Annotated in this window: 11 protein-coding genes; 4 read left to right on the plus strand and 7 right to left on the minus strand. The window is 45.3% G+C overall.

What is annotated here, in order from left to right:
- Positions 1-23 precede the first annotated feature (23 nt).
- From QUA83_RS18410 to QUA83_RS18435, 6 genes are all read right to left on the minus strand, one after another.
- Positions 24-2,846 (minus strand): adenylate/guanylate cyclase domain-containing protein, encoded by a 2,823-nt coding sequence (locus tag QUA83_RS18410; RefSeq protein ID WP_333294959.1) that lies wholly within the window; start codon positions 2,844-2,846, stop codon positions 24-26.
- Between the two features lie 57 nt (positions 2,847-2,903).
- Positions 2,904-4,460: a PAS domain-containing sensor histidine kinase gene (locus QUA83_RS18415; protein WP_333294961.1), complete on the minus strand. Its 1,557-nt coding sequence runs from the start codon at positions 4,458-4,460 to the stop codon at positions 2,904-2,906.
- Positions 4,457-4,993: a Rab family GTPase gene (locus QUA83_RS18420; RefSeq protein ID WP_333294963.1), complete on the minus strand. Its 537-nt coding sequence runs from the start codon at positions 4,991-4,993 to the stop codon at positions 4,457-4,459. The genes QUA83_RS18415 and QUA83_RS18420 overlap by 4 nt, the downstream gene beginning before the upstream one ends.
- 2 nt (positions 4,994-4,995) lie before the next feature.
- Complete coding sequence (locus QUA83_RS18425) at positions 4,996-7,713, minus strand: OmpA family protein (RefSeq protein WP_333294964.1); 2,718 nt, start codon at positions 7,711-7,713, stop codon at positions 4,996-4,998.
- 6 nt (positions 7,714-7,719) lie between these two features.
- Positions 7,720-8,328 carry a hypothetical protein gene (locus tag QUA83_RS18430; protein ID WP_333294966.1) on the minus strand — a complete coding sequence of 203 codons (609 nt, stop codon included), beginning with the start codon at positions 8,326-8,328 and terminating at the stop codon, positions 7,720-7,722.
- Positions 8,329-8,498: 170 nt separating this feature from the next.
- Complete coding sequence (locus QUA83_RS18435) at positions 8,499-8,717, minus strand: hypothetical protein (protein ID WP_333294968.1); 219 nt, start codon at positions 8,715-8,717, stop codon at positions 8,499-8,501.
- Between the two features lie 743 nt (positions 8,718-9,460).
- On the opposite strand from QUA83_RS18435, the gene alaS reads away from it, so the two are divergent.
- The 4 genes from alaS (at position 9,461) to QUA83_RS18455 (ending at position 18,063) form a co-directional block, all read left to right on the plus strand.
- Positions 9,461-12,121 (plus strand): alanine--tRNA ligase, encoded by a 2,661-nt coding sequence (gene alaS / locus QUA83_RS18440; protein WP_333294970.1) that lies wholly within the window; start codon positions 9,461-9,463, stop codon positions 12,119-12,121.
- Between the two features lie 223 nt (positions 12,122-12,344).
- The gene (locus tag QUA83_RS18445) at positions 12,345-15,806 is read left to right on the plus strand and encodes a CHAT domain-containing tetratricopeptide repeat protein (protein ID WP_333294972.1); all 3,462 of its coding nucleotides are present in this window, start codon (positions 12,345-12,347) and stop codon (positions 15,804-15,806) included.
- A 360-nt stretch (positions 15,807-16,166) separates the two neighbouring features.
- Positions 16,167-16,526 (plus strand): hypothetical protein, encoded by a 360-nt coding sequence (locus tag QUA83_RS18450; protein ID WP_333294973.1) that lies wholly within the window; start codon positions 16,167-16,169, stop codon positions 16,524-16,526.
- Positions 16,513-18,063, plus strand: a complete 1,551-nt coding sequence (locus QUA83_RS18455) for a hypothetical protein (RefSeq protein WP_333294974.1) — start codon at positions 16,513-16,515, stop codon at positions 18,061-18,063. Before QUA83_RS18450 ends, QUA83_RS18455 begins: the two co-directional genes overlap by 14 nt.
- Before the next feature lie 47 nt (positions 18,064-18,110).
- On the opposite strand, the gene moeB is transcribed toward QUA83_RS18455, so the two are convergent.
- Positions 18,111-19,271, minus strand: a complete 1,161-nt coding sequence (gene moeB / locus QUA83_RS18460) for a molybdopterin-synthase adenylyltransferase MoeB (protein ID WP_333294976.1) — start codon at positions 19,269-19,271, stop codon at positions 18,111-18,113.
- Positions 19,272-19,318: the final 47 nt, after the last annotated feature.

Raw genomic sequence — 19,318 nt, forward strand, 5'->3', positions numbered from 1 at the left:
GCTAATTAACTTTAGCAACACTTTTAGTCATCAGCCAGATGACTTATAACTGATGAGCTGCCTGATTTTCGGCCAATGAGAATATAAGTTTTCATTACCCCTTTGCCTTTAACTTCAATCATTCCTCGCTCCTGAAACAAATATTTGTGTTTCAATAAATTATAAGTAGTGTCGCTTACTTGAACCCGCCAAGGCAAACCCTGAGATTCCATGCGGGAAGCAATATTTACCGTGTCGCCCCATAAATCATAAATAAACTTCTTTATACCAATTACTCCGGCAACAACCGGGCCGCTGTGAATGCCGATGCGGATGCTAAAAAATTTATTATTGTTAGCATTAAATCGGGCTATTTCTGCTTGCATATCTAGGGCAATTTGGGCGATCGCATCTGCGTGGTCTGCCCTGGGTTCAGGCAGTCCTCCTACTGCCATGTATGCGTCGCCGATGGTCTTGATTTTCTCTAACCCGTGCCGTTCGCACAAAAGGTCGAATCCTGAGAATATCTTATTTAGGAGATCCACAAGTTCGATCGGATTCATGACTGCCGACAAAGCAGTAAACCCCACAATGTCAGCGAACAAAACAGTCACTTCGGGAAAGTATTCGGCAATAGTAGTTTCGTTTTGCTTGAGGCGTTCTGCTATTGCCTTGGGCAAGATATTTAACAGCAGCTTTTCTGATTTTTCTTGTTCTTCCCGCAGGGCATCTTCTACTTGTTTACGTTCCGTAATGTCGTGGTAACTCCAGACTCTGCCGATAATTGTATCTCCCAGCCGCTGCGGTTGCGAATAGCGTTCAAAAAATCTGCCATCTTTAAATTCCAACAAGTCGTAACTTTCGGCTTCTGGCTGCTCGTAAAGCGATTGTATTCTTTCTTGAAATCCTTGGGGATCTTTGAGTTGGTTCAGCACAAAGGCGATCGTTGTGGCGTCGTCTCGCAGTACCATCAATTCATCAGGTATGCCCCACATTTCCACAAATTGTCGATTGAAAGTGACGATTTTTCCGCTCCTGTCAATCGCTAAAATACCGTCCGCAGTAGAATCAAAAGTTGCTAGCAGCAGGGACACAGATTTGGCTAGGGCATCTTCGGCCAGTTTTCGAGCAGTAATGTCTCGCAAAATAGCGCGAATCGCTACTAGCGAACCTGCCGCAAATTTACAGCTTATGCTGCCTTCGAGCAAAATATTTTCCTGATATTTAGTTATAAATGTTAGTTCAATAGAGTCGGGATACAATGTATTTTCATTGACCGTTTTTTTTCTAAGAGCTTGATACAATATATCCAGAGACTCTGGCGAACTGTTCGGATGAATGATATCAAAAACAGTCATTTGAGCAATTTCTGCTTCGGTGTAGCCCAGAGTTTCCCGCCAAGCCCGATTTACATACAAAAAATGACCGTCCGCTCCAATACTTTGAATTAAGTCAGTAGCGTTTTCAAATAAGTCTCGCAGTTGTTCTTCGCTTTCCCGCAAAGCTATTTCCGCTTGCTTGCGCTTGATAAATTGACCGAGCTGGCTGCCTATGGTTGCCATTATCTGGAGCAATTCTTCATCAAAACACTGCACTTCGCGGCTGAATAAAATCATCACCCCCAACACAGACTTTGCAGAATTTTCCGGGTCGTAGTCGCCCAAAATTGGAAAACCAAAAGCTCCGTGTAGTCCTTCTTCAGCAGCGAGTTCGCGGCGCATACAACTGTCGCTTTTTGTGACATCGGCAATCCACTGAGAGGAACCGCTGGCCCAAACTAAACCGGGCAATCCTTCGCCAAACGCACAAGTCATTTGTTCGGTAAATTCGGCAAATTTGGGGATAGAAACTGAGCGTTTTGTCCAACTGGCGACGCACCGAAGCAAATTGGGATCGGAAACCCCAGTTATTCTCTTAGTTTCTGACAGCAGTTTTTCCCCAGATTCGGGCATCCAAAGTTCGGCCGTATCCCATCCCAAGCTGTCACAAATTACGGGGAGAATTGCTGCTATAGCTTTTTTGATTGTTTCGGATGCCGACAGGATGCGAGTGGTGACGTACTGAGTTATTTGTCGCTTGCGGGCGCGCTGTCTATCCGTGACATCGCGGCCGATGTACACGAAATCTTGAAGGGCGGGCCCAGAGCCAGAAAAACCTTTAATATCAGTCGAAATCGCCGTACAGGAAAACGAAACCGTTAGCTTTTCTCCGGTTTTTGCCGTGCAAATTACTTCGGCGTTAGTTTGCAATTGTTGAGGCTCCTGGCTCAGTGCTTGCAAAGAGGAACCAAAAGCTGCAAGAGCGTCTATTTGCTGGCCTACTAATTCTGATTCGCTGTAACCGAACAAATCTTGAGCCGCTTGATTGACTTTTTTAATCTTTCCCGAAGCTGTTGTTACCAACAAAACTTCGGCCATTGAAGTTATAATTTTTTCAACATAATTATTAGTAGCTGCTAAGGTACTCAATAAAATATCCATTTCATTGGTAGCTTGCACTAGAGTTTGTTCTAAAGCCATCCGGTCGCTTACGTCTTGAAAAAATATAATTAATCTCTGATAATTCTCGTCATTGGTGAACTCCACAATATACATATCAAAATAAAGCCGCGAACCATTTTCTAATAGTCGCGTCATCGCTTTTAATTCAAAATTTGGCAAACGTTTTTCAAAAATATCGATTAAAATTTCTTCAGTTCCCAGTAATTCTGGAAAGGGAATGCGGACATCGTTGCCGGCGACTACTTCGTCGGGACAGTCGGCAAACCGCTGCACTTTCAGAGAGATTTCTTGGATTAAAAAGTTTTTATCCAGTGCTAGGTACTCCAAGTGGTGGGGAACTAACAGTTTTTTAAACAAGGTTTTCATGTGAGGTTTTTAGTATGGAAGGCGCCCTCTGTATCTAATTATATAAAATTTATTTATTTATCTCTGTTTCTCAAATGGAATTCTGACTATAAAGGTAGTGCCTAGCCCTATCTCACTGGAAAATTCGATTTGACCTCCGTGCAAGTCTACACACTGCTTGACTATGGATAAACCCAGTCCTGTACCGGGTATTTTTCCGACATTTTTGGCTCGATAATAAGATTCAAAGAGTTGTTCTTGGTCTTCGAGAGGAATGCCAATGCCTGCGTCTTTAATTTTAAATATAGCTTCTTCATTATTCTGACAATTTAATTCAAAATAAATATGGCTGTCGAGGGGCGAATATTTGACCGCATTTGACAGCAAATTTGTCAAAATGTGCCGCAGCAATTTGGGATCTAGTGCGGGCAACTGTGGCGTTTCCTGCGAGTCGGTATCATTTTGTTTCGCGGGGGTAACTAATTCTTGATAAATAAAGTTAATTGTATGATTTTTTCCATAACTAATTTTAATTGATTCTACTAACTCACTGCAAAATTTTTTTAAGTCAAGTGGTGCGGGATAGAATTCGAGTTTTCCTGCTTCGGCGCTGCTGAGCAACCGCACGTCATCTAATAGCTGAGCCATTTGTTGAGATGCTGATTTAACGTGTTGCAGGTATTGTTGTTTTTCCGCGTGGGTGAGGTCGTCGCCGTAGTCTTGGAGAATTTTAGTAGCAAATAATACTGTACTTAAAGGATTGCCGAATTCGTGAGCAATCATCGAGAAAAAACGAGATTTTACCTGTCTGAGTTCTTGCTCTTTTGCCAAAGAGCGGCGAATTTCTATTTCTTGTTGTTTGCGTTCTGTGATGTCCCTACCTATATAAATGAAATCGTAAAGTCCCTCTAATTCTGTCTGAATTGCCGAACAGGAAAATTCTACCCAAATTTCTTCTCCTGCTTTAGTAGTGCAGACTATTTCTAGTTCTCTACGCAGCTCTTTTTGAGACAAAATATAGCTGTGGCGAGCTTGGTAAATTAATGTTTCTTCTACGACTATTAAAGACAGGGGTTTGCCGATTGATTCTGCTTCGCTATACCCAAATAACCATTGTGCCGATTGATTGATTGTTTTGATCGTTCCTAATGTTGTTGTCACCAACAAAGCATCGCCCATCGAACGGATAACTTTATCTATATAATCTTTAGAAGCGGCTAAAGCACTCACCAAAAGATTAGCTTCATTCGCCCTCTGAATCAAGGATTGCTTCATTACCATCTTTTCGGTGGTATCTTCAATCAAAATTAGTAATTTACTGGGCACATCTTCTTGTTCTTCTTCATATTTGATAGCCAACATATCAAAGTATAAAGGGCGGTTCGGGTCAGCAAACCGAGCGATACCTTTGACTTCAAAACCTGGCAGCCGTCCCATAATGATAGACATGAGGATATTTTCAATGCCAATCAGTTCAGGAAAACTCAGGCGAGCATCTACACCGGGTATAGCCTCGCCCGGAGTATCGGCATAATGCTGCAGTTCGGCGGAGGTTTCCTGAATGATGAAATGGTGATTTACTAGAAAATACTGTGTTTGTCGCGGGCCTAACAGCTTTCTTAACAGGATGTTCATACTTGTTCTACCATTGTGTAAGCTAGTTTGTAGAAAATTTCGTCAACGTCTTTGCCTGTTTTAGCAGATGTCGTGCAAACTGCTATTACTTTGTCTTGACTTATCGAATGGGACATTTCCACTAGCAGCGCCAATTTTTCCTCGTCAATCAAGTCTACTTTGTTCAAAGCGACGATAATTGCTCCTTTAGGATTGACTGAAGAAAAAAGCTTAATGTGTTCGGAGATTCGCTCAACTGTTTCCGAGCGGCTGACATCGGCAACGATTAAAACGCCGCTAGCTCCCTGCAAGTAAGTCGGTGCTATTCCTTTGAATTTTGTATGCCCTTCTAAGTCCCAAATTAGCAACTGTGCAGTCACGTTTTCCCGCTGTTTTACGCCTTCTAATTCTACGTTTTTGCGAGAAATTTTTACTCCCACGGTGGAGAGATATTGGTCGCTGAATTGCCGATCAACAAAACGGCGGATCAGGCTGGTTTTGCCCACGCCAAAATCGCCGATCATACACATTTTTTTAGATATAGTAACTGACATAATTATTTACTGTTTATGGTCTTAGTTATTGGTTCAAATACCACGCATCTGCTTAAAAGTCGTGGTTGATTTGGTTCCACGTCGGCAGGAGGATGGGGGATGCCAACCGTTTGGAGGCGCTTTGGATCAGCACCTTGCCGTACCAAAGCATCTCGCACTGCTGCGGCACGCCTGAGCGACAACTGTTGATTTGTAACAAGTTCTCCTGTTCGATCGCTGTGCCCAATTATCTTAAGCTGTTTTTGAGGATATTGATCCATGAATTTTTTGACACTGGCGATGATTTCTCCCTGTGTAGAGTCTAATGTTGTCGTTCCTGGCTGAAAGTAGATGCGGGTTGTAATTTTCAGCGGCTCTAATTTAACTGTGCTAATCACCGATTGAACACCGGGAATTTGCTTCAGGGACTGAGCTATTTTCTGTCCGTCTGCACCCTCTCTAACTGTCCCCTCTACAGTCACTTTACGATCGCCATACCGCGTAGAAATAGAAACGCCCTCTTTCTGATTCAAAACGGCGGTAATCCGCTGCACCTCAGCCGCCGTCAAAACTGGATCAGGGGGGACATCTACAGCTATAATTTTATTATCTAATTGCAATTTTGGTGCTGTTGATGCGGCTATTTTTGCGGCTTGTGCACGCAATTCTTGATTTGGCAACTTACCGGTTAGCTTTAAAGTTTTGCCATCAACTGCAACATCTAAGCGGTAAACTGCTAATTCGGGAGTCGATGCTAAAGCTGCGATGGCATTTGCTTCGAGGCGGCGCTCAACGCTGCTGCGGTACTGATAAATTCCCCAAGGTACTAAGATTAAGCTCAAGGCGGCTAAACCGATCGCCGCAAGGGCGATCGGGGGTTTTTTTGATTTTTCCGTTTCTAGCGGGTCGAATAAAGTTTTTATACACGGGTGCAGCGACTCCGGTATAGTACCGGGGTCGCCGTTAAACTCGTGAATTACTTTAGCATAATTAAGGATGAGATTACTAACGGTTTGTCGTATTTTTTTGATGAATAAGTGGGGCGGTTCTCCTTTAATCACGACTGCCATGTAGCAATATCCCGCTACTTCTAGGATAATTTTTGAGTCGCCGTATTCAATTTGATTTAGTTCGGAAGATTCTCCCGGCTGCACGATGCACTCGTTAACAAAGCTGCGAATAGCTGTGAGCATTCCTGCTACCATTTCGGATTCTAGCTGGTAGCTTTCTGAGTTTTGAACTTCGGAAATAATCAAGCCTGATGCTTTATGAATTAAGAATGCGGCTTGGACGGTAAAGGGTACTGATTCTTTGAGGATTAATTCAGCTTCGGAGACTCCTTGTACTTTGGAGCGAATTTTTCTCTGGAATCCTTCGACGCTGATGGCATTTGACACTTTTTCATTGATTGTCTTGATAGCTTCTGCCATGTATCGGGAAATTGTACTGCCAATTACGGGATAGAGCGCATCCACCATAGAGTCCCGTTCGAGTCTTATTTGGGCTGTAATCGCTTTGCCCATTTCGGGGGCGAGGGCTTGAGCGATCGACTCTTGGTCAAGGCGAATTTGCTCTTTAATTGCCAGACCAATTTCTGGGGCGATCGCGCGAGCAATATCCGCTGGCGAATTCACTATTTGTTGAGCAAGTGCGTCGGGAAGCAGCTCAGCTATTGCCGCACTCATTGCCGACTTGTTTTCGACAGTTTTTGCCCTAATCACTTCGTCAATAATTGGGACGATCGCCTTGACAACTTCTTCCCTGGAATCGGCCACTTTGCGACTGAGAATTTCTGCGATCCAAGGTAACATCAACTCAATCAACTCTTGGGGCTCGTAAATTTGGTGCTCCAATTTTCCTAATTTATCGTCGATTGTTGCCATCAGGTGGCGCACCCCCGGCAAATCGTTTTCTGCCAGAAGATTTTTGACTTGCTCGATATCCGACATTTTTGAGCCGAACATCAGATTTTGCAGCCTTTCCATCGCGCTGTCGGCTTCATTTAAATCCTGTTTAATTTGGCCTAATATTTCTCCTGGCTGCGATATCGGTGTCGGCTGTTCTACCAAGTTTGGCGTCGATTGAAGCGAAGCAACCACCGGATCTAAATATCCTGTTTCTGGTGGATATGAGACTGTGGAAACTATGAAGTCATTGGGAATTTCCGAGGATTTTGACTCGGTTTCGGGAGGGGAAACATCTTGTTGCCGATCGAACCCGTGGGATTGTTGAGCCTGTACTTCCTGTAGAGAATCTTTCATTGTCAAGTTAGACAATTCTTCGACAGGCTGTGATTCCTCCTCCAAATCCGGCTGGGCGATCGCGGAAACATCTATAGTTTTAGCTGAGGAATAGTCTTTTTCCAGTTCAGAAGTGTTGAGTTTGTGAGTAGCGAATAGCAAACTTTTGAACTCGTCTGCAACAGGCGGGGAATCGCCAGACTCCGGTTGGCGATCATCGCCAGTTTCGGGTACACTCGCTGCAACTTCCTCTGGCGCTTGCTCAGAAATACCTAACAAATCCATCAACCCACCGAGGGCCCCAGCTTGATTATTATCGCCACTGCTGTGATCTTCGGGCTCTGCATTTTGCTGGTTGGAACCCGCAAAAATTTTGAGATCTACTAACAGATTCAGCAAGGGTTCTAGCTGGGTTGCTGCATCGGCAGCAGACTCGTCAGGTTGAGAAACAAAACCCTCTAACTCATTTTCGTCAGCCGGATTTTCTTTCGGTAAAGCCATTCGTTATTATCCGTTATGGTGGCGCTCCGGCAACAGAAATTCGGTATTTAACTTATTATCCGCAACGCCTTTAAGTTCGGGTACAAATTCTGTTCCTTTGAGCCTCATGCCGAGTTCAAACAGAATTTCTGCCATGTCGTCTCTAGAAACTTTAACATCTCTGAGCATAGAAAAGCGACGATCGAGCTCTTCAAAAACCTGTGTTTTCAAAGTGCGGGTTTCTTCAGATAGTCGCTCTCTGGTTTGGGAGAGTTCCTCGCGCAGCGAACTGGTTTGATTGTCGATAGCTTCGTCGAGGGCTTCCATGCTGCTGGAGAATTTGCGGTTAACGCGATCGACTTGCTGGCGGATGTCTGCGCTTTCTTCTTGGGTGTTTGAGGTGAGCGATTTAACTTTCTTCTCTAACGAATCAACTGCAGCCCTCATTTCTCCTGAAAGAACTGTTTTTACTTGTTCGATGCGAGTTTGCATATCTTGCTGCATCATCGACAAGTCGGAATCTATTTTATCGAAGCGATTGTCGTATTCTCTAAGCTGCGCTCCAAAAATTATATCGCGAATCTGGTCGATATTTCCCAGCCGTTCGCGCATTTCTTCTTTAGTTATTTCGGCCATAATTGTACCTGGAATCTCCGGAAATTGTGAGTTTAAGAACTGTGCTAGTGATTTACTACCGTTGTTAGTGGCACTAGCTTTTTTGAGTGGGCGGGCTTTTATTTTTTGAACTCTCACCCCTGCGTCGGGGATGGGATTATTTAGAGTCTTGACTCTAAATATCCTGAGATTCAAATTTTTGAGCCTGGTTTTGTCACCAAAAATGGCGGTTGGCTATCCTTGGCTTGCAGCAAGCTCATAGAAGCGTTGATTTTGCTGCTATACAGCACAGCGGGGTAGGTTTTAATGTCTTGACTGACATCCTCAATGATATCGCATCTTGAGAGTGCCTCATACCACAGCGCTTGACCCCCGGCAAAAAGCAGGCGGGCGCGGGCGCACACGTTCAATCAATTATATATAAGATATAACTCAAAAGCTGCACAGATCGCTCGCCGATCGACTTGCAGGGAAGTTTCTTTTCACCAGAAAGCACTTATACCGTCGAACTCTCCCCCAATCTCCCTCTCGAACCGTCTCCTCCTGTGATCGCCCTATAAAAATTCATAGGGCCCGATCGACAGCGACCAGACCCAATAATATGAGAACTTTGTTTTTTCTTCTAACAAACGAGATGTTTCCGGTTGAGAACTTTTACTTACTAGGGTTTACAACTTGTGCAGCTTTACTTTTAATCCGCAACGACAACTAAGTCTGACTCGACTGCGGTTTGGCTTGACTGCGGTTTGGCAGTTCGCCACTATTTCAAGTTGTGTTCGGTTAATTTCTGCTGCGCCTGGGAATCTAGACCGGAGACACCATGCCTATATCCTCGAACTTTCTTTCTAAATATAGCGACCTCCTTTCTCTTCCTGTCCTGGTGTCTATTATTAAGTTAGCATGGCTTTTCGGAGGAGTAAAGCACAATTTGCAAAACTTGATAGGTCTTTACATTACTAAGTATAATGATATGAATCTCCAAATAGATGTAAGTTAGCACTCACGCGCTCCGAACAAAGAAACCGGGTTTTTCTACCGAGATTGAGGATTTTAAGCAAGTATTTTGGTAGAAAAACCGGGTTTCTGGACACCCGTGCGTAAGTCCTATAAATTCTATTGTTGCTACATCTTTACATACTTAAGTGTTTTTGTCATGTCTATTTCTCCTAAGTTTCTCAGTGGCAGCCAAATCCGCCAAACCTTCCTCGACTTTTATGCTCAGCGGGGACATAAGATATTGCCGAGTGCTTCTTTGGTGCCAGAAGATCCGACGGTGTTGCTGACGATCGCCGGAATGCTACAATTCAAGCCGATATTTCTCGGACAGCGCACCGCCGAATCACCGCGCGCCACGACTTCTCAAAAGTGCATCCGCACCAACGACATCGAAAACGTCGGCCGCACCGCCCGCCACCACACGTTTTTTGAAATGTTGGGTAACTTCAGTTTCGGGGATTATTTCAAGAAACAGGCGATCGCCTGGGCGTGGGAACTTTCCACGGAAGTTTTCGGTTTACCAGCGTCGAATTTGGTTGTTAGCGTTTTCCGAGAAGATGACGAAGCTTTTGCGATTTGGCGCGATGAAATTGGCATTCCGGGCGATCGGATTCAGCGCATGGGAGAAGATGACAATTTCTGGCAATCGGGGCCGACAGGTCCCTGCGGCCCGTGTTCGGAGATTTACTATGATTTCCACCCAGAGAGAGGCGACAATATTGACCTCGAAGATGATAGCAGGTTTATTGAATTCTACAACCTGGTTTTCATGCAGTACAATAAAGATGCAGAGGGCAATTTAACACCGCTGCAAAATCAAAATATTGATACTGGCATGGGACTGGAACGGATGGCGCAAATCCTCCAGAAAGTCCCCAATAATTACGAAACAGATTTGATTTTTCCGATCATTCAATCGGCAGCAGAAATTGCCGGGATTGATTACCACAATAGCGATGAAAAAGTCAAGGTTTCACTGAAAGTAATTGGCGATCACATTCGGGCTGTTGTACACATGATTGCGGACGAAATTCGCGCGTCGAATGTTGGTCGGGGTTACATTTTGCGGCGGTTGATTCGCCGGGTGGTGCGCCACGGGCGACTGATTGGAATTCAGGGCGAATTTACGGTGCGGGTAGCTGAAAGTGCGATCGGCCTTTCGGAAGCAGCTTATCCGAATGTGCGGCGGCGGGAAGCTCAAATTAAGGCGGAATTGGCAAGGGAAGAAGCGCAGTTTCTCAAGACTTTGGAACGCGGAGAGAAGCTGCTGGAGGAAATTGTCGATCGTACAAAACAGCAAACCAACCAACAAATCAGCGGTAAAGATGCTTTCACTCTTTACGATACCTACGGTTTCCCCTTAGAACTGACTCAAGAAATTGCTGAGGAACAGGGAATAACTGTGGATTTGGACGCATTTGAAGCGGCAATGAAGGAACAGCAAACTCGCGCTAAAGATGCTCGCCAAACAATCGATTTGACGGTGCAGGGTTCTTTGGATAAGTTGGCTGAAACAATCCAAGGAACTGAGTTTGTCGGTTATGCTGAATTGTCGAGTTTAGCTGAGGTGGAAGTTATCTTGGTTGACGGCAAATCTGTGGAGGAAGCAACGGCGGGTACTGAGGTACAAGTTGTTTTGAACCAAACGCCGTTTTATGCTGAATCCGGCGGACAAATTGGGGATAAAGGTTATTTGAATGGCAGCATTCAGGGAGAGAAGGGAGAGGGTTTGTTAGTAAGAGTTGATGATGTGAAGAAGGAATCGGATTTCTTCGTGCATTTCGGCTTTGTGGAACGGGGAACGCTGAGAGTTGGCGATAGTATTACTGCGAAGATTGACAATAGCGGTCGCCGCCGAATTCAGGCTAACCACACAGCAACTCACTTATTACAATCAGCTTTGCGGAAAATTGTAGACGATTCGATTTCGCAAGCTGGTTCGCTGGTATCGTCAGAGAGATTGCGGTTTGATTTCAATTCTCCGCGCGCTGTCACAGCAGAAGAGTTGCAGAAAATTGAGGATTTAGTTAATAGTTGGATTGCTGAGGCGCACGCTGCGGTCGTTGCAGAAATGCCGATCGCCCTTGCGAGAGAAAAAGGCGCGACTGCGATGTTTGGCGAGAAGTACGGCGACGTGGTGCGGGTTATCGATTTTCCCGGCGTTTCGATGGAATTGTGCGGCGGAACTCACGTCAGCAATACCGCAGAAATTGGGCTGTTTAAGATTGTTTCCGAAGCGGGGGTAGCGGCGGGAACTCGCAGGATTGAAGCGGTTTCCGGTCAAGCTGTTTTGGACTATTTGAACGTGCGGGATAAGGTGGTGCGCGATTTGGGCGATCGATTTAAGGCGAAGCCTGAAGAATTGCCGAACCGGATTACTAATTTGCAGAATGAGTTGAAGGATACTCAGAAACATTTGGCTGCTGTGAAGTCGGAATTGGCGATCGCGAAATCCGACCAGTTGCTGAGTGCGGCTGAGGATCTCGGCGAATTCAAAATCATTGTAGCTCAATTGGGAGATGTGGATGCAGAAGCGCTGAAAACTGCGGCGGAAAGATTGCAGCAAAAGTTAGGAAATGCTGCGGTTGTTTTGGCATCAATTCCTGAACCGGACAAGGTAAGTTTGGTGGCAGCTTTTAGTCCAGAAGTCAATAAGAAAGGATTGCAAGCTGGCAAGTTTATCGGGGGAATTGCTCAAATTTGCGGCGGAAAAGGCGGCGGGCGGCCGAATTTGGCGCAAGCTGGGGGACGCGATGCAAGCAAGTTGCAGGAAGCGTTGGAAAGTGCTCGCAATCTGTTAGTTGAAGGGTTGGGGTAATTCATCCCCGCGCCGAGCCCAGAAACCGGGTTTTTTCGACAATCATCGCCCAACACCCAAAAACTCCCAAAAACCCGGTTTCTTCATCCCCGCGCCCAGCCCAGAAACCGGGTTTTTTTGACAATCATCGCCCAACACCCGAAAACTCCCAAAAACCCGGTTTCTTCATCCCCGCGCCGAGCCCACAAAAAATGTAAAATCCTACAAACATGGGTAGTCAAAAATGAACCAACCACGCCGCCAAGCCTATCTCACCCTGATTGAATCTCTCCTCACCTGTCCCAGCGACGAACAAACCGCCATCCTGCAAGCCCATCTAGAATTATTAGACGATGATTTTGCCGAATATTTGCGAGAGTGGGCAACAGAAACCCTGCCCAACTTGGATGCAGATATAGCCCAATATTGTGCCAATATTTTATACAATTTAAATCTAGAAATTTCAAGTCTTCAGCAAGGCAGTCGCAGAAGCAACATAGAGATTGCGATTGCTTGTCTGGATATAGGATTAACTATTTTTACCCGCGAAGCTTACTCAGAAAAGTGGGCAAGGTTTCAAATAGGTCTAGGTAATAAATACAGTGACAGAATCAAGGGAGACAGGGGAGAGAATATAGAAAATGCGATCGCTTTTTATGAAGCTGCTTTACAAGTTCGCACCCGCCAAGCTTTTCCCCAAGATTGGGCTGGGACTCAAAATAATTTGGCAACTGCTTACAGCCAGAGAATCAAGGGAGACAGGGGAGAGAATATAGAAAGGGCAATCGCTTTTTATGAAGCAGCTTTACAAGTTTACACCCGCCCAGCTTTTCCCGAAGATTGGGCAATGACTCAAAATAATTTGGCAGTTGCTTACAGAAACAGAATCAAGGGAGACAGGGGAGAGAATATAGAAAGGGTGATCGCATTTTATGAAGCAACTTTACAAGTTCGTACCCGCGCAGCTTTTCCCCAAGATTGGGCACAGACTCAAAATAATTTGGCAAGTGCTTACTGTCTGAGAATCAAAGGAGAACGGGGTGAGAATATCGAAAAGGCAATCGCATTTTATGAAGCAGCTTTACAAGTTGACACCCGCGATGCTTTTCCCGAAGATTGGGCACAGACTCAAAGTAATTTGGCAAATGCTTACTGTCTAAGAATCAAAGGAGAACGGGGTGAGAATATCGAAAAGGCGATCGCATTTTATGAAGCAGCTTTACAAGTTCGTACCCGCGATGCTTTTCCCCAACAATGGGCGATCACTCAAAATAATTTGGCAATTGCTTACAGTAACAGAATCAAAAGAGAACGGGGTGAGAATCTCGAAAAGGCGATCGCACTTTATGAAGCAGCTTTACAAGTTCGTACCCGCGATGCTTTTCCCCAAGATTGGGCGATGACTCAAAATAATTTGGCAATTGCTTACAGTGACAGAATCAAAGGAGAACGGGGTGAGAATCTCGAAAAGGCGATCGCATTTTATGAAGCAGCTTTACAAGTTCGCACCCGCGATGCTTTTCCCCAAGATTGGGCAAAGACTCAAAATACTCTGGGAGCTGCTTACAGTGACAGAATCAAGGGAGAACGGGGTGAGAATATCGAAAAGGCGATCGCATTTTATGAAGCAGCTTTACAAGTTCTCACCCGCGATGCTTTTCCCCAAGATTGGGCTGGGAGTCAAAATAATTTGGCAATTGCTTACATTCACAGAATCAAAGGAGAACAGGGTGAGAATATAGAAAGGGCGATCCAACTTTTTAAAGCAGCTTTACAAGTTCACACTCCCACCGCTTTGCCAATTGACTGTCTGCAAACAGGCAGAAATCTAGGCAATTTAGGAGTTGCAGAAAGTTTGTGGGAAACCGCCATCTTCGGCTACGAAAAAGCCATCCAAGCAGTCGAACAAAGCCGCGACTGGATAACATCCGACAACCGCAAACGAGAAATCATCGCAGAAAATCTCGATGTCTACGAAAAAATGATCCCATCCTGCATCAATCACCAACAATATGACAAAGCCCTGCAAACAATCGAACGCAGCAAATCCCGCTACCTAGTCGAACTCTTCACCAACAGCGAAATCTACCCCAAAACAGCCACCGAAACCGAGAAACAGCAACTCCAAAACCTGCGCCGCCAAATCGCCGCCTCCCAACAACTCCTAGAAACAGAAACCCCATCTCCTCCCCCTCTTTCTCCCCCCCTTACCAAGGGGGGGCCGGGGGGGGTTCCCGAAGACTCTCCCTCACAACGCACAACCCAAACCCGCAGCCTCAGCCCCGAATATTTCCAACAAGAAAAAGACAAACTAGAAACAACATCACAGCAACTAACACAACTGCTGGAACAAATAAAACAGCGAGAACCAGAATTCACCCTAACTCAAAAAGTCGAACCCATCGACATCACCAAATTCCAACAAACCTTAGACACCGAAACAGCAATCATAGAATGGTACATCGGCAATAACTCCAACTCCGACGATAGCTGGGGCGGATCAGCCTTCATCATCACCCGCGACAGCATAAAACCAGTCACATATACCACAACCGAAATAGCCGAATTAGAAACCTGGAAAAACAACTATCTCGACGAATACCGCACCAAAAACACCAACAAAACCTGGCAAAACACCCTATCCCAAAAACTCGAAAAACTCTCAGAAATCCTGCGACTAAACGAGATAATCGCCCACATCCCCCCCAACTGCAAACAACTAATCCTAGTACCCCACCGCTACCTGCACCTATTCCCCCTCCACGCCCTACAATTCACCTCAGAAACCCGATTTCAAGAAAAAACAAACTTTCGCGGCTACCTACTCGACAGTTTCCCCGCAGGCGTGAAATACGCCCCCAGCTTGCAACTGCTGGAACTCGTAAAAAATCGCATCACCACCAGAAAATCCCCCCCACCCAATCAGCAACAACTATTCGCCCTCCAGAATCCCACCGAAGACTTATTCAACGCCGACATGGAAGTAGAAACCATCAAAACCAGATTCAATCCGCATCAAATTTTACTCAAAAAACAAGCCACAAAAACCGCCCTCAACGACAACCGAGAAAACCTCTCAAACGCCAACTACCTGCACTTTTCCTGTCACGGCGTATTCAACTTTGACTATCCGCTGCTGTCATCCCTAGTCTTAGCCGATTCCCTGGAACCGCAAACCTCACCCCCGCCGGCAGAGTCAAATCATCCCGCTGAAAAACAGCCCTATGTCACCCTACGCAGCGGCAGAAAAGCCATCCCAGAAAAATGCCTCACCCTGCGAGAAATCTTTGCCGATTTGCAGTTACCGCAGTGCAGTCTCGTCACACTTTCCGCCTGCGAAACCGGGTTAACCGACTCAACCGCAATGACGGATGAATACATTGGTTTACCCAGCGGTTTCTTGTATGCGGGTAGCATGAATGTTGTCAGCAGTCTGTGGGCAGTCGATGATTTTGCCACGGCAATTTTGATGATTAAATTTTATCAGGAATTGCCGGAGGCAGATTCAGTAGCCCTCGCTTTGAATGCGGCGCAAAACTGGATGCGCGGGGTGAGTATGGAGGATTTTCGAGTTTGGGTAGGATTGTTAAATTTAGATGAAAAATCTAGACAAAGTGTGAAAGATTGGTTAAGTTATATACCCAAGGCTAAGCAGCCTTTTGTTCATCCTAAGTATTGGGCCGCATTTTGTGCTACTGGATATTAGATCGGGTGGGTATTATAATGGTTTTAGGTTAAACCGAAAGGCCGCCAGGGAATGAATTCCCTGGCTAATAGCGAAAGTCCTCTGAAGAGGACTGAAGAGTTATACTTAATTCGAGTTATTCACCTCCTTTATGATTCGGCGGTTACAACCGCTACTTGTTAAACTAAGTCTGCCTCCGCAGACAAGCAAGATAAATGGGGTACTTAAGCTAAATTTGGTATTAGTCCTCTTCAGAGGACTTTCGCTTTGAGGCAGGGAATTCATTCCCTGCCGGACTTCGGGAAAGAGCGTGTTGATTGACACCACTAGCTGACAATGCCCGCCCAAGTAAATCACATTTTATTAACGGAGGATTTTACAGTGAAAATTCACAAAAATATCGCTACCTTTCTCTACTGGCTGAAGGAAGAACCGAGCATTTTCTTGCCGGAAGCATGGCGAGATTTACCCAACTTAGAGGACGAAATAGCAAACTTAGCAGATAATGAATCTTTAATTGCTGAAGCTATCAAAAATTGGTGTATAGAGCGCGACTTGGGAGAACAATTAAGAGATTGTCTGCGGAAAGATTTCGACGATACGGGCGAACCCACCCCAAGTACAACACCGCCGCTAACCAATATCACTCAAACCCTGCGTACCAGCATTGAAGATAGCTACAAAAAACTTCAAGAAAGCGCAGCAAATAATCAATCAGATACCAGCAATGACTCCAACTAGCCAAATCTATGCCCCCAACGTTTATTTATTTGCCTTTCACCTCTGCAACGCCCTAGAATCAGAGTCGAATTTCCCTGTGGAATCCGCCAGTTTGTGGCAGAAGTGCGATGAGATTTTGCAAACTAAATTAGCAGTCAGTACAAAATTTAATGACAGCTATTTCCACAAAAAAGAGGAACCTGTCGGCTTCCGAGTTAACCTAATTAATAAACAACGTGTTGACAACCGCAATTCCCTTGCCTTTGCTAAGGAGATTTCGGTTGAGAATCAGCAAATTCCTGTCAAGGGTTTTGCCCTACCGCTGCGAATTGATGACAGCTATGCCCTGGGTTTAAAAATTTTTGTTCCCGAAAAAGTTAACGGCATTAAAACACCTGCTGTCGATGTTAGCATCTTCAAGGAATTTAATCCCGATAACTGCTTGCTGCCGGATTTCGTGCAGAGTTATTTCGGGCAAACTCTGCTGCTTACGGCTTGGCTGAGTGTCGAACAAAATCAGGCGGCGCGGGCAGATTCGCAGTTTCTCAAAAGTTTAGGCAAACAGTGTCTAGAAAAGTTGATTTCTGGTCAAAATCTGCCCGATTTTTACCGTCAAGGCGAATTGTTCGGTAGCCCGATTTTAGAATACGGCAATCCGAGTCAGCCCGATAGTTACTGCCACGTTATCGTCTGGTTTTTCAACAGTTCGGCAACTGATGAAATCTGGGATGAGACGCGGTACAGCGATTTTATGGATTTGTTTCTGTACCGAAATAAGATTCTTCGCGCTTATCACGACAGCCGCAAGCTTTACGCCGTGACTCGCGAGGAATACAAACAAATTGAACTGGATATTGACAATACTTTTAAGTATTTGCAGCGAGATAAAGCTCAGCAGAGGCAATCGAAAGGTGCGGGTTTAAAACAAGAGGAACTAGAACATCTCGAACGTCAGACAATAGAGATGCCGCCGCGCGCTGTGAAGTATGCCCGAATGCTGATTGATTTGGAGTTTCGCCAAAATACGATCGCCATTAACGCCCAAAATTACCAGAATAAATTAAATGAAATAAGTCTTGACATCAAAGCAGCTAAAAAGTACAATGATAGTGATGCCGATTTAAGTTTCCTCGCAGCATTCAGTAAAGAAACTTGCCCGCAGTTTCAAAGGCAGATTCAAGCAGATTTAGGCTATTTCAAACACGGTTCCGGCTTGCTAGACCAAGCAACCGAGGCAATTAGAGCTATTGTGGCGATCGAAGAAGCTTATCGGGATGCCAAACTAGAGGTAACGATTCAAGCTGTCGGCTTTGGTTTAGGAGTAGCCGGAGTGGTGGCTGGAAGTTCTCCTTATTTAATTAAACAAGACCCGCCGAATCAAATTGTTGCTTTGCCTTTCCTGAAGGTGGGAATTAATTCTTTTGCCTTCGTATTGTTGATTAGTATCGGTGCCGGGGCTCTAGTTTGGGGTGGGGTTGTGTTACTGGCCAAGTCCAAGAATCTACTAGGTAAGTTCAAGAATCTACTCAATAGAAATAAACAGTTGCCCCCGCCCTAATCCCCGTTCCGGGCGGGCAAATCGCCCGCCCCAGAAAAAGATTAGCCTTAATATTGAGGTACAGACGGGTCTACTTCTTCACTCCAAGCAGTAATTCCGCCCTTAACATTAATTCCCTCAATTCCAGCTTCCTTCAAAATCCCCAAAGCCTTCGCAGAACGCCCGCCCATTTTGCAGTGTGCAATCAAGCGGTGGCCGTTCAACAATTCCTTGACCTTAGCGACACCTGCGCCGTGTTCGATATCCGGCAAAGGAACCAAAACAGACCCAGGAATTTGACAAATTTGATACTCATTGGGATTGCGAACATCCAACAATACAAAATCCTTCGCACCGCTGTCGATTAACTGCTTAAGTTCTTTGACAGTCATCTCAGGAATTTGCGGTTGTTCTGCTTTTACTTGATTAAAGCCGCAGAATTCTTCGTAATCGATTAACTTTTCAATTACCGGGCGCACTGGATTAGGCCGCAGTTTCAATTGCCGGAATGTCATATCTAAGGCATTGTAAAGCAACAATCGGCCGCTCAAAGTAGTGCCTTGACCCAAGATAATCTTGATAGCTTCCGTTGCTTGAATGCAGCCAACTACTCCAGGCAATACGCCTAAAACACCGCCTTCGGCACAAGAAGGAACCATCCCAGGAGGCGGGGGCTCCGGGTACAAATCGCGGTAATTCGGGCCGCCTTCGTAGTTGAAAACTGTTGCTTGCCCTTCAAATCGGAAGATGGAACCGTAGACGTTGGGCTTATTCAAAAGCACGCAAACGTCGTTCATCAAATAGCGAGTCGGGAAGTTGTCCGTACCGTCGATAATGATATCGTAAGGAGTGGCAATGTCGATCGCATTTTCGGAACTAACGCGAGTCTCGTACAAATCAACTTGGCAAAAAGGATTAATTTCTAAAATCCGATTTTTAGCCGACTCAATCTTCGGTTTCCCAACCCAAGAAGTGCCGTGAATTACTTGCCGCTGCAAATTGGAATGGTCTACAACATCAAAGTCTACAATCCCAATGCGGCCCACACCGGCGGCTGCTAAATACAGCAGCAGCGGCGAACCGAGGCCTCCTGTACCGATGCAGAGCACACTGGCAGCTTTGAGACGCTTTTGCCCATCCAATCCCACTTCTGGGAGGATCAGGTGGCGAGAGTAGCGTTCGTATTCTTGTTTGTTGAGCTGGATCTCCTCCAGATTAGGATTTAGCATGATATTGTTTGTAGCGCAGATTTTGAATTACATCCTATCTGAATCTT

It is taken from the genome of Microcoleus sp. K1-B1, from assembly GCF_036704705.1.
Lineage (GTDB): Bacteria > Cyanobacteriota > Cyanobacteriia > Cyanobacteriales > Microcoleaceae > Microcoleus.

Bases quoted from the DNA above. Each gene is read 5' to 3' on its own strand.
- QUA83_RS18410 (WP_333294959.1), bottom strand. From the start codon at position 2,846: ATGAAAACCTTGTTTAAAAAACTGTTAGTTCCCCACCACTTGGAGTAC.
- QUA83_RS18415 (WP_333294961.1), bottom strand. From the start codon at position 4,460: ATGAACATCCTGTTAAGAAAGCTGTTAGGCCCGCGACAAACACAGTAT.
- QUA83_RS18420 (WP_333294963.1), bottom strand. From the start codon at position 4,993: ATGTCAGTTACTATATCTAAAAAAATGTGTATGATCGGCGATTTTGGC.
- QUA83_RS18425 (WP_333294964.1), bottom strand. From the start codon at position 7,713: ATGGCTTTACCGAAAGAAAATCCGGCTGACGAAAATGAGTTAGAGGGT.
- QUA83_RS18430 (WP_333294966.1), bottom strand. From the start codon at position 8,328: ATGGCCGAAATAACTAAAGAAGAAATGCGCGAACGGCTGGGAAATATC.
- alaS (WP_333294970.1), top strand. From the start codon at position 9,461: ATGTCTATTTCTCCTAAGTTTCTCAGTGGCAGCCAAATCCGCCAAACC.
- QUA83_RS18445 (WP_333294972.1), top strand. From the start codon at position 12,345: ATGAACCAACCACGCCGCCAAGCCTATCTCACCCTGATTGAATCTCTC.
- QUA83_RS18455 (WP_333294974.1), top strand. From the start codon at position 16,513: ATGACTCCAACTAGCCAAATCTATGCCCCCAACGTTTATTTATTTGCC.
- moeB (WP_333294976.1), bottom strand. From the start codon at position 19,271: ATGCTAAATCCTAATCTGGAGGAGATCCAGCTCAACAAACAAGAATAC.